7 protein-coding genes and 1 pseudogene are annotated in these 11,669 nt (G+C 70.7%); 5 read left to right on the top strand and 3 right to left on the bottom strand.

Annotation, left to right across the window (positions count from 1 at the left end):
* The first annotated feature begins 3 nt into the window (after positions 1-3).
* The 3 genes from E1292_RS27290 to E1292_RS27280 are packed head-to-tail and all read left to right on the top strand — an operon-like array spanning position 4 to position 7,493.
* Positions 4-555: a DUF1449 family protein gene (locus E1292_RS27290; protein WP_132598063.1), complete on the top strand. Its 552-nt coding sequence runs from the start codon at positions 4-6 to the stop codon at positions 553-555.
* Complete coding sequence (locus E1292_RS27285; protein ID WP_132598062.1) at positions 555-2,651, top strand: flotillin family protein; 2,097 nt, start codon at positions 555-557, stop codon at positions 2,649-2,651. The genes E1292_RS27290 and E1292_RS27285 overlap by 1 nt, the downstream gene beginning before the upstream one ends.
* 6 nt (positions 2,652-2,657) lie before the next feature.
* The gene (locus tag E1292_RS27280) at positions 2,658-7,493 is read left to right on the top strand and encodes a DNA repair ATPase (protein ID WP_132598061.1); all 4,836 of its coding nucleotides are present in this window, start codon (positions 2,658-2,660) and stop codon (positions 7,491-7,493) included.
* A gap of 51 nt (positions 7,494-7,544) precedes the next feature.
* Here the strand turns inward: E1292_RS27280 and E1292_RS27275 are convergent, their stop codons facing one another.
* Entirely contained in the window at positions 7,545-8,015 is a 471-nt protein-coding gene (locus E1292_RS27275; protein WP_246090362.1) for a MarR family winged helix-turn-helix transcriptional regulator, read from the bottom strand.
* Positions 8,016-8,066: 51 nt separating this feature from the next.
* On the opposite strand from E1292_RS27275, the gene E1292_RS27270 reads away from it, so the two are divergent.
* The gene (locus tag E1292_RS27270) at positions 8,067-9,212 is read left to right on the top strand and encodes an FAD-dependent oxidoreductase (RefSeq protein ID WP_132598060.1); all 1,146 of its coding nucleotides are present in this window, start codon (positions 8,067-8,069) and stop codon (positions 9,210-9,212) included.
* Here the strand turns inward: E1292_RS27270 and E1292_RS27265 are convergent.
* Positions 9,174-10,049 (bottom strand): 4-hydroxy-tetrahydrodipicolinate synthase family protein, encoded by an 876-nt coding sequence (locus E1292_RS27265; protein ID WP_132598059.1) that lies wholly within the window; start codon positions 10,047-10,049, stop codon positions 9,174-9,176. The genes E1292_RS27270 and E1292_RS27265 overlap by 39 nt on opposite strands.
* Before the next feature lie 71 nt (positions 10,050-10,120).
* On the opposite strand from E1292_RS27265, the gene E1292_RS27260 reads away from it, so the two are divergent.
* Positions 10,121-11,002: a LysR family transcriptional regulator gene (locus E1292_RS27260; protein WP_132598058.1), complete on the top strand. Its 882-nt coding sequence runs from the start codon at positions 10,121-10,123 to the stop codon at positions 11,000-11,002.
* Between the two features lie 35 nt (positions 11,003-11,037).
* Here the strand turns inward: E1292_RS27260 and E1292_RS27255 are convergent.
* Positions 11,038-11,669: pseudogene (locus E1292_RS27255) on the bottom strand (RNA-guided endonuclease TnpB family protein); the annotation flags it as partial.

Genomic DNA, 11,669 nt, shown 5'->3' with positions numbered 1-11,669 from the left:
GGGATGACCGAGTTCGCAGACACCGCATTCAGCTTTCCGACTGTCATTTTCAGCATCCTTCTCATCGTGGTCGTGGGTTATTGGCTGGCTGTCATCACCGGCCTGTTCGAGGTGGATGACGACGCGGCCTGGCTGGGGCTCGGGGGAGTACCCGCGGGGATCGCGCTCTCGTTGCTGATCGCCGTCGCATGGCTGCTGTGCCTGATCGGCAGCCAGGTGGTGAGCGGCGGCTTGCTGGTCGCCGTGCCGGTCGTCGCCGCGGCCGGGGGCTGGCTCGCCACCCGTGGCCTGCTGGTTCCGCTGCGGCGGCTCTTCCCCGAGGGGGACCGGCACTCGCGCGCCGACTTCGTCGGCCAGATGTGCGTGATCCGCACCGGCGCGGCCACCCCCGACTTCGGCCAGGCCGAGGTCAGCGCCGCGGACGGCTCGTCCGCGATCGTGCAGGTGCGCACGACCGGGCAGGACCGCCTGGACCGCGGCGCCACAGCACTCATCTTCGACTACGACAAAGACGGCGAATTCTTCTTGGTCATGCCGTACGAAAGCGAGCATTGATGGACGTCATCTCCACCGGCTTCGGCGTATTCATCGCCGTAATCGCGATCATAGTCATCGGGCTTCTCGTCCTCATCGGCCGCCTTTTCCGTAAGGTCGAACAGGGCAAGGCGCTGATCGTGTCGAAGATCAACAAGGTCGATGTGACGTTCACCGGCAAGGTCGTCCTACCCGTCGTCCACAAGGCCGAGATCATGGACATCTCGGTGAAGACGATCGAGATCCAGCGCACCGGCCGCGACGGCCTGATCTGCCGCGACAACATCAGGGCCGACATCAAGATCACGTTCTTCGTACGCGTGAACAAGACCGCGGAAGACGTCATCAAGGTCGCCCAGGCCATCGGCACCGCCAGGGCCAGCGACGAGCAGACGCTGCAGGAACTGTTCAACGCGAAGTTCTCCGAGGCGCTGAAGACGGCCGGCAAGCACCTGGACTTCGTCGACCTCTACACCAAGCGCGACGAGTTCCGCGACGAGATCATCCGGCTCATCGGCACGGACCTCAACGGCTACAGCCTCGAAGACGCCGCCATCGACTACCTGGAGCAGACCTCCCTGGCCCAGCTCGACAAGAGCAACATCCTCGACGCCCAGGGCATCCGCAAGATCACCGAGCTGACGGCCATCGAGCACGTGCGGACGAACGAGTACCGGCGCAACGAGGAGAAGGAGATCACCCGCCAGAACGTGGACGCCCGCGAGGCCATCCTCGAACTGGAGCGCCGCCAGGCCGACGCCGAGCTCAAGCAGCGCCGCGAGATCGAGACCGTCAAGGCCCGCGAGGACGCGGAGATCGCCCGCGTTCAGGCCGAGGAGCGGCTGCGCGCCCAGAGCGCCGGCATCAAGACCGACGAGCAGATCGGCGTGCAGCGGGAGAACCAGCACCGCGAGATCGCGGTCGCCGAGAAGAACCGCGAGCGCGTGATCGCCATCGAGTCCGAGCGGATCGAGAAGGACCGCCTGCTGGAGGTCATCGCCCGCGAGCGGGAGACCGAGCTGTCGCGCATCGCGAAGGACAAGGAGGTCGAGACCGAGAAGCGGTCGATCGCCGAGGTCATCCGCGAGCGCATCGCGGTCGACAAGACCGTGGCCGAGCAGGAGGAGAGCATCAAGCGGCTGCGCGTGGTCGAGGAGGCCGAGCGCACCCGCCAGCAGGTGATCATCGCAGCCGAGGCGGAGGCGCAGGAGAACCTGGTCAAGGACATCAAGGCCGCCGAGGCCGCGGAGGCCGCCAGCAAGTTCAAGGCCCGCGAGGTGCTCGTGCTCGCCGAGTCCAGGCAGCAGGCCGCCGAGCTCGACGCGCGGGCCAAGATCCGGCTGGCCGAGGGCATCCAGGCCGAGTCCGCCGCCGACGGGCTGGCGCAGATCCAGGTCAAGGAGCGCGACGCCGAGGCCATCGAGAAGGTCGGCCGCGCGGAGGCGATGGTGCTGAAGGAGAAGCTGGCGGCCGAGGCCGACGGCGCCAGAGCCATGGCGCTGGTCGACGGCGAGCGGCTCAAGGCGCAGGCCGAGGGCGAGCAGGCGATGGCGCTCGCCAACGCGGCCGCGATCGGCGAGAAGCTCAAGGCCGAGGCCGAAGGCCTCACCGAGAAGGCGGCCGCGATGGCCGCGCTGGACGAGGCCGGCAGGGAGCACGAGGAGTACCGCCTGCGCCTGGAGGCCGACAAGGAGATCCGTCTCAAGCACATCGACGTGTCGCGGCACGTGGCCGAGTCTCAGGCGAGCGTCCTGGCCGCCGGGCTGGCCAAGGCGAACATCGACATCGTCGGCGGCGACACGATGTTCTTCGACAAGGTGGTCGGCTCGATCACCGCGGGCAAGGCGGTCGACGGGTTCGTCGGGCACTCCGACGTCGCGAGCGCCCTGGCCGAGCCGTACGTCAACGGGACGGCCAGCCTGGCGGCCGACCTCGCCGACGTGGTGAGCGGCGTGCGTACCGAGGACCTGAAGAATCTGACCGTGTCCGCCCTGCTCATGCAGCTCATCAACAACGGCGGCCCGCAGTCGTCGGCGCTCGGCGAGTTGCTGGAGACGGCCCGCCGGCTGGGGGTGGCCGACTCGCCGGTGGCCGCGCTCGCCAGGGCGAGGGGCTGACCGTCCGTGACTACGCTCGAAGCCGGGCCTGAGCTGGAGGCGGGGACGTACGAAGTCCTCAGGAACCGGCTCCAGGCCCAGGCCAAGGCCCTGGCCGCGGCGGCCGAGGCGGTCAACCAGGAGCGGCTGCGCGTGTTCGGCGGCGCGGAGCTGCGCCTGCTGGGCACCGAGCGGATCCGCACGGAGAACAACTGCGTCCCCAGGGACATCGTCTCCCTGGGCGACGTGATGTTGTTCGGCTACAACGTCTTCATCGGGCTCAAGCCGGAGACGACGGTGGCCGACGTGTTCGCCGTGCACCGGTTCTCCAGGGACGGCGACGCCTTCCGGTTCGACGCCGACAGGCTGGAGACGCTGGAGGACCCGGCGTTCAGGAAGGACTTCGCCGAGCTGTACCGCTACTACAAGGAGACGCGGCTGCAGCAGCTCCGGCGGGTGGAGGGCAAGCTGCTGGCGGTGTTCCGGACGGGTCCTGCGGATCTGCGGGTGCTGCGGTGGACGGTCAGCACCGGCGGAGTCCCGAAATATCTGGATAACAGGGGTGAGCGTGACCACGTCTTCCCCCCGTCCCACGACTTCGAGTGGACGCCCACCACCCGCGACGACCACGTGCTCGGCCGCCACCCGCACATCTCCATCAGGGGTGAGGTGTTCGTCGAGACCGTCGGCGGCGACCTCACCATCAAGATCGAGGACAACACGGAGACCGGCGCGGGCATCTACTCCGAGCCGGTCACCGAACCCCTGCAGAGCCTCGCCGACGCCGACGTCGAGTACGCCCAGGTCGGGCCGCTCATCCTCATGCGGATCAAGCCGTACAAGGAGAGCGAGTGGCGGCACCTGGTCTTCAACGTGCGCACCAGGTCCGTCGTGCGGCTCGACGGCATCGGGCAGGCCTGCCAGCGGCTGCCCGAGGACCAGGGGCTGATCTTCCCCGGCGGCTACTACCTGGCGACCGGGGTCAGCAAGACGTTCGACACGGACGTGACCGACCTGGAGTTCGAGCGGGTGGTCCGCTCCCCCAACGGCGAGGACGTCCTGTACGTCTTCCACGCCACGGGCGACGGGCGCTCGCTGCTGCTGCCGTACAACGTGATCAGGAAGGAGGTGGCCACGCCCATCGTCTGCCACGGATACTCGTTGTTCGAGGACGGCACGATGGTGGTCTTCCGCGCCACCTCCGAGGAGCCGACCAGGGTCCACCCGATGCAGGTCTGGCAGACCCCGTACGTCTCCGACACCTACGCCGCCGCCCAGCCCGCCGGCACCGGCCCGCTGGAGCGCATCGGCAACGCCGAACTGGTGCGCGGCATCTCCGACTGCCTGTCGGTGTCCCGCATGGTCGAGGAGATGGCGCCGTCCGCCGGGACGTTCGAGGGGCTGATCGCCGCGTGCACGAGGGCGTTCGACTCCTACCACTGGCTCGGCGACCACGGCCTGCGAGGCCCGCTCTCCGACGTACGCGCCACCGCCGAGCAGGTGCTCGACGAGTACGAGAACGTCGAGCAGCTCACGCGGCAGGCCGAGCAGACGCTCGCCACGGCGACGGAGGAGACGACCCGCCTGCTCCGCCGCGCCCAGGCCGACGACCCGGTCACCGCCGACGCCTGGGTGACCCTGCTGGCCACGCTGCGCAGGGCCCAGGGCCACCTCGTGACGCTGCGCGAGGTCCGCTACATCGACCTGGCCGCGCTCGACGCGCTGGCCGCGTCGGTGACGGAGGAGCTGGACTCGGTGGGCCGGCGGGCGGTCGCGTTCCTGGAGGGCGCGGACGCGTTCACCGCCTACCACGCCGCCGTCGAGCAGCTGGCCGCCGAGGCCGCCGCGATCACCACGGCCGCCGAGGCCGAGCCCGTCGCCGACCGGCTGGCCGAGCAGTCGGAGGGGCTGGAGGTGGTGACGGAGGTCGTCGGCTCGCTGGAGATCGCCGACGCCACCGTGCGCACCTCCATCCTGGGCCGCATCGCCGAGGTCCTCGGCGGCGTCAACCGCGCCAGGGCCGTGCTGGACGGCCGCCGCCGCGAGCTGCTGGGGGCCGAGGGGCGGGCCGCGTTCGCCGCCGAGTTCGCCCTGCTGGGGCAGGCCATCACGGGCGCGCTGGCGATCGCCGACAGCCCCGAGAAATGCGACGAGCAGCTCGGCCGGCTGATGCTCCAGCTGGAGAACCTGGAGTCGCGCTTCGGCGAGTTCGACGACTTCACCGCGCAGCTGTCGGCCAAGCGGGACGACGTCTACGAGGCGTTCTCCTCCCGCAAGCAGACCCAGCTGGACGAGCTGGCCCGGCGCGCCGACCGCATCTTCGCCTCCGCCGAGCGCGTCCTCGCCGGCGTCACCCGCCGCCTCGGCTCGCTGTCGTCGCTCGACGAGGTGAACACCTACTTCACGACCGACCCGATGGTGGCCAAGATCCGCTCGGTCGCCGGCGAGCTGCGGGCGCTCGGGGACGCCGTACGCGCGGAGGAGCTGGACGGGCGGGTCAAGTCGGCGCAGCAGGAGGCCGCGCGTTCCCTGCGGGACCGCCTGGACCTGTTCTCGGACGGCGGCGAGACCCTGCGTCTCGGCCACCACCGTTTCGCCGTCAACACCCAGCCGATCGACCTGACGCTGGTGCCGCACGTGGAGCGCGACGACGGCCGCACCTCCATGTACTTCGCGATCACCGGCACCGACTACCGCGCGCCCGTGCCCGAGTCGTTCGCCGACACCCGGCCCTTCTGGGACCAGTTGCTGGTCTCGGAGACGCCCGACGTCTACCGGGCGGAGCACCTGGCCGCCTCGCTGCTCGACTCGGTCACGACCGGCGCGCCGCTGGCCGACCTGGTCCGGCAGGCGGCCGAGTCGCGTTACGACGAGGGCTACGAGCGGGGCGTGCACGACCACGACGCCACGATCATCCTGGACGCGCTGGTGCGGCTGCGCGAGGGTGCAGGACTGCTGCGCTACCCGGCCGAGGTCCGCGCGGCCGCCCAGCTGTTCTGGGCGTTCGGGCTGGACGAGGTTTCACGTAAAACATCGACGACCCGGGCGCTGTCGCTGGTGCGGGCGCGCACGGTCTTCGGCGACACCTCCGCCCTGGGCGCGCTGGCCGTCGAGCTGGGCGCCGCGATCGCGGAGTTCATGGCCGGTCTGCGTACGGGCGCCGCGCCGGACGCGGGCCTGGCCGGTGAATACCTGGTCGAGGAGCTGGGCAGCGGCCCGGCCGGGTTCGTGACCGGCAAGGGCGCGCGTGACCTGCTCGACGCGTTCCGCCACGAGCTGGGCCCCGTCAAGGTGCGCGAGTTCGAGGAGGACCTCAAGACGGTCGCCCTGCCCGAGCGCCTCCAGCTGGCGCAGGCGTGGATGTCCGCCTTCCGCGAGGGCCCCGAGGCCACCGAGGCCATCGCCGTGCAGCTGTGCGACCTGCCCCGCCACGACTCGAGCGCCGCCACGACCGAGACCGTGGACGGACTGCTGGGATCCCACCCCCGCGTCGTCGGTCGCAAGCTGGAGATCAGGCTCGACGAGCTGCTCACCAGGACACGCCGGTTCCGGCAGGAGCGGGTACCCGCCTACCGCGCCTTCCAGCGCCGCAGGAGCGAGCTGGTCGACGCCGAACGGCGGCGGCTGCGCCTGGACGAGTACCGCCCCAAGGTCATGAGCGCCTTCGTCCGCAACCGCCTGCTGGACGAGGTGTACCTGCCGCTGATCGGCGACAACCTGGCCAAGCAGCTCGGCGCGACCGGCGCGGGCAAGCGCACCGACCAGATGGGCCTGCTGCTGCTCATCTCGCCGCCCGGCTACGGCAAGACGACCCTCATGGAGTACGTCGCCAGCCGGCTCGGCCTGGTGTTCGTCAAGGTCAACGGCCCGGCGCTGGGCCACGGCGTCACCTCGCTCGACCCGGCCGACGCGCCCGACGCCACGGCCAGGCAGGAGGTGGAGAAGATCTCGTTCGCGTTGGAGACGGGCAACAACACGCTGCTCTACCTGGACGACATCCAGCACACCTCGCCGGAGCTGCTGCAGAAGTTCATCTCGCTCTGCGACGCCCAGCGCCGCATCGAGGGCGTGTGGAACGGCCGCACCCGCACGTACGACCTGCGCGGCAAGCGGTTCGCGGTGTGCATGGCGGGCAACCCGTACACCGAGTCGGGCCGGCGCTTCCGCATCCCCGACATGCTGGCCAACCGGGCCGACGTGTGGAACCTGGGCGACGTGCTGTCCGGCAGGGACCACCTGTTCGCGCTCAGCTACGTCGACAACGCCCTCACCTCCAACCCCGTGCTCGCGCCGCTCGCCGGCCGCGACCGCGCGGACGTGGAGCTGCTGGTGCGGCTGGCCAAGGGCGACACGACGGTACGGCCCGACCAGCTCAGCCACCCGTACACCAAGCCGGAGCTCGACCAGATCCTCGGCGTGCTGACCAAGCTGGTACGGGTGCAGGAGGTGGTCCTGGCCGGCAACCAGGCCTACATCGCCTCGGCCGCCCAGTCCGACGCCGCCCGCACCGAGCCGCCGTACCGGCTGCAGGGGTCGTACCGGAACATGAACAAGCTGGCCGAGCGCATCGTGCCCGCGATGAACGACGACGAGCTCGAAGCGCTGATCGACGACCACTACCTGGGCGAGGCCCAGACCCTGACCTCGGACGCCGAGGCCAACCTGCTCAAGCTGGCCGAGCTCCGTGGCCGTCTGACCCCGGCCCAGGCCGAACGGTGGGCGGCGATCAAGGCGGCCTACCTCCGGGCCAAGGCGCTAGGGGGAGCCGAGGACGACCCGATGACCAGGGCCGTCGGCGCGATCGGGCTGCTGGCCGACCGCGTCGGCGACGTCGGCACGGCCATCAGGGAGTCCGAGCGCTGACGGCCGTGGCGGGCCGCTCGCGTGCGCGGATGGCCCGCTGCGGGAAGGTCCTCAGGTGGTGAGCGCTTCCGTCGCCTCCCGCTGCAGGGCCGTGGACCGGCGCAGGTAGTCGAGGATCAGCTCCAGCTCGTCGTCGGTGTACCGCTCGTACAGGTGCGCCAGCGCCGCCACGAACGGCTCGAACAGCTTGCCGAACCCGGCCAGCTGCTCGGGGTTGATCTCGACGATGACCCGGCGCCGGTCCTTGGTGTCGCGCACCCGCCGTACCAGCCACCTGGACTCCAGCCGGTCGATCAGCCCGCTGATCGTCGCCGGCGCCAGCCCTGTGTGCTGCGCGAGCTCCCCCGCTGTCAGCGGTCCGAGACGTTGCAGCAGGTCGAGGGTCTTCTCCTCGGTCATGCCGAGGCCCAGCCGCTCTCCCATGGCGCTGTGGTACATCACGGCGGCGTTGCTGCTCTCCCGCCCCGCCATGCTGAGCGCCTCCAGCAAATCACTTCGTCGTTCCGAAATATCTCTGGACACGAGACCTTCTTTCTGCCTATATTTCGGTCGACCGAACGAAAGGATAGCATTATGAAGGCGTTGATCATAGGGTGTGGCATAGGCGGCCCCGCCACCGCGATGGCCCTGCGCGAGGTGGGCATCGAAGCCGAGATCCACGAGGCGTACGAGCGGGGCGCCGACACCGTGGGCTCGTTCCTGAACATCGCCTCCAACGGCCTGGCCGCCCTTCGCACGCTCGGCGCCCACACGAAGGTGTTGTCGCCGGCCATCCCCACGCCCCGGATGGTCATGTGGAGCGGCTCCGGCAAGCGGCTCGGCGAGGTGGCCAACGGCTTACGGCTCGACGACGGCACGGTGAGCCACACCATCCTGCGCTCCGACCTCTACCGGGCCGTCCGCGACGAGGCCGCCCGGCGCGGCATCCCGATCTCGTACGGCAGGCGCCTGGTCTCGTACGACGACCGGGGAGACCAGGTGACAGCCAGGTTCGCGGACGGCACGGAGGCCACCGGTGACCTGCTGATCGCGTGCGACGGCATGCACTCGCGCACCCGCGAGATCCTCGACCCGCGGGCCGTGCGGCCCCGCTACTGCGGCCTGTACAGCTTCGGCGGCATCGTCGAGGACTCCGGGCTCACCAGCGAGCCCGGGGTCTACAACATGGTCTTCGGCAGGCGCGCGTTCTTCGGCTACACGGTGGCCGAGTCGGGCGCGACCTGGTGGTTCGCGAACCTGCCCAGGCGCCTCGGCGACGTCCCGGACGACTGGAAGGCGGTGCTGGTCGAAGCGTTCGAGCACGACGCGAACGCCTCAGCCGACCTGATCCGGCGCGGCGACCCCGGACCGGGGCTGCCCGTCCACGACCTGCCGCCGGTGTCCGTGTGGCACCGCGGCCGGGTCCTGCTCACCGGCGACGCCGCGCACGCGACCTCGCCGAGCTCCGGCCAGGGCGCCTCGCTGGCCGTCGAGGACGCGATCGTGCTGGCCCGATGCCTGCGCGAGAGCGGCGACCACAGCGAGGCGTTCGAGCGTTTCGAGGCCGAACGGCGGCCCAGGGTCGAGCGGGTCGTGGCCTACTCCAGGACGATCAGCAACAGCAAGGCCGCGGGCCCGGTCGCCCGGGTCTTCCGCGACCTGATGCTGCCGGTCTTCCTGCAGAGGAGCGCGAGCCAGGAGTCACTCGCCTGGATGTACCGCTACGAGCCGAGCCTGTGACACCGCGTCGGCGCTCGCGGGCACGAGCGGCAACCGCACGTCCGCAGTAGGGATCACGCCCTGGGCGTGCAGCACGCCCTTGAGCACGGTGGGGTTGGGCTCGGTGAAGAGCGCCGCAGAGAGCCGGGCCAGCCGGTGCCCGAGCGCCCTGGCCCGGGTGACGTCCCCGGCGTGCCAGGCGTCGACCAGTTCGGCGAAGCTCGCGGTCTCCAGATGCGCGGAGGCCAGGATCCCGCCGGCCGCGCCCAGCGCCAGCAGCGGCGAGATGAACGCGTCGTCGCCGCCGAGCACCTCGAACCCGGCGGGCAGGTCCCCGAGCAGCGCCACGGCGTCCTGGTCGATGCCCGCCGCGTACTTCACGCCGGCGACCATCGGATGATCGCCCAGGCGCCGCAGCGTGGCGGCCCCGACGGCCTGCCCGGTCCGATAGGGGATGTGGTAGATCACCAGCGGCACCGGCGTCTCCTCCGCCAGCGCCTCGAAGTGCGCGACCACGCCGCGCTCCCCCGGCCGCAGGAAATACGGCACGGTCACCAGCGCCGCTCCCACCCCCTCCGGGAGGCGCCGCAGCGCCCTGGCCGTCGATCGGGTGTCGTTCCCCGTCACCCCCACCGTCAGCAGCGCCTGCCGCTCGGCGCAGACCCGCGCGCAGACGTCGATCACCAGCGCCCGCTCCTCCGGATCGAGCGCGGCCACCTCGCCGGTGGTGCCCAGCGCGACCAGGCCGGACGCGCCCTGGTCGAGCACGTGACCTGCGAGCTTCTCGACCGCGTCCGCGGCCACCTCCCCTGAGGAGGCGAACGGGGTGATCAGCGGTACGTGGATTCCTTCCAGCATGGTTAGAGGGTGACCCGCGCGCACCCGTTAGGTCCAGCACTGATTTCTTGGCCAGACGTTAAGCTGAACTTATGCTGGACCCGCGCAAGCTCCTCCTGCTCCGCGAGCTCGCCAGGCGCGGCACGATCGCCGCGGTGGCGCAGGCGGTGACGTTCACGCCCTCGGCCGTCTCCCAGCAGCTCTCCGCCCTGGAACGGGAGGCGGGCGTGCCGCTGCTCGAACGCACGGGCCGCACGGTGACGCTGACGCCGGCCGGCCACCTCCTGGTCGAGCACGCGCAGGCCGTACTCGAACAGCTCGAACGCGCGTCGGCCGCGCTCGCCACCGCACGCGGCGGACCCTCGGGTCTGCTGCGCGTCGGCGCGTTCCCCACGGCGGCCCGCGTGCTCCTGCCGCCCGCGCTCGCCGCCCTGACCGGCGCCCACCCGGGTCTCGAACCCCGGGTCTCGGAGATCGACCCCGCCGACGTCTCGGCCGCGCTGCGGGCGGGCGAGCTGGACGTGGCGCTCGTGCACGAATACGACTTCGTGCCGCCGGTCACGGACCCGTCCATCGAGACCGAGCCGCTGTTCAGCGAGCCGATCTACCTCACCGACCGCCCCTCGATCGCCGCCGCCCGCGCCGACGCGTGGATCACCAACAAACCGGGCACCCTCTGCCACACGATGGCGATCAGGGCCTGCCAGGCGGCCGGGTTCGAGCCGGTGGTGCGCCACCACATCGACGACTTCGACACCGTGCTCGCCTTCGTGGCGGCCGGTCAGGGGGTGGCGCTCGTGCCCCGCCTGGCGGCGCTCGACCCGCCGCCTGACGTGTCGCTCACCCGCCTGCCGCTGAGCCGCCGCACGCTGGCGGCCTTCAGGCGAGGGTACGGCGAGCACCCGGCGGTCAGGGCCGCCGTCTCCGCCTTCCGCACGGCCGTCACCTCTCTCGCCGACCAGGTCAGCTCTTGACTTCCTCCCCACGGCTGAAGCCGGGGGATTCCAACCGTCGCCGGTTGGTCTTCCTGCTTCACCGCCAGTCGCCCGCCGGGCTTGCGCCCTTGAGGTCTTACACCAGCTCCACAGGCGTTTCAGCTCTCCGCCAGCCCGGCGGCGAGCACGTTCTTGGCCGCGTTCACGTCCCGGTCGTGGACCGCGCCGCAGGCGCACGTCCACTCCCGGACCTTCAGCGGCATCTCCTCCTGCAGCGTCCCGCACCGCGAGCACAACCTGGAAGAGGGGAACCAGCGGTCCACCGCCACCAGCGCCCGCCCGTACCAGGCCGCCTTGTACTCCAGCATCGACCGAAACTCGCGCCAGGAGGCGTCGGAGACGGCGCGGGCCAGGCTCCGATTCTTGACCATGTTGCGGACGGTCAGGTCTTCCACGGCGATCACTTGGTTCTCGCGAACAAGCCGGGTGGTGACCTTGTGCAGGTGATCCCTTCTACGGTCGGCGATCCGGGCGTAGACCCGCGCCACCGTGAGCCGGGCTTTGGCTCGGTTGATCGATCCCTTGGTCTTGCGGGCGAGTGCCCGCTGCGCTTTGGCCAGCCTGCGCCGGTCGCGCCGCTCGGGGCGCGGGTTGACGATCTTCTCCCCGGTGGACAGCGCCGCCAGCGCCGTGATGCCCGCGTCCA

The organism is Nonomuraea deserti, from assembly GCF_004348685.1.
Taxonomy (GTDB): Bacteria; Actinomycetota; Actinomycetes; order Streptosporangiales; family Streptosporangiaceae; genus Nonomuraea; species Nonomuraea deserti.
This window is presented reverse-complemented; position numbering and strand designations above follow the sequence as displayed.

Excerpts from the sequence above, each read along its gene's own strand:
- E1292_RS27290 (WP_132598063.1), top strand. The coding sequence starts at position 4 with ATGACCGAGTTCGCAGACACCGCATTCAGCTTTCCGACTGTCATTTTC.
- E1292_RS27285 (WP_132598062.1), top strand. The coding sequence starts at position 555 with ATGGACGTCATCTCCACCGGCTTCGGCGTATTCATCGCCGTAATCGCG.
- E1292_RS27270 (WP_132598060.1), top strand. The coding sequence starts at position 8,067 with ATGAAGGCGTTGATCATAGGGTGTGGCATAGGCGGCCCCGCCACCGCG.
- E1292_RS27265 (WP_132598059.1), bottom strand. The coding sequence starts at position 10,049 with ATGCTGGAAGGAATCCACGTACCGCTGATCACCCCGTTCGCCTCCTCA.
- E1292_RS27260 (WP_132598058.1), top strand. The coding sequence starts at position 10,121 with ATGCTGGACCCGCGCAAGCTCCTCCTGCTCCGCGAGCTCGCCAGGCGC.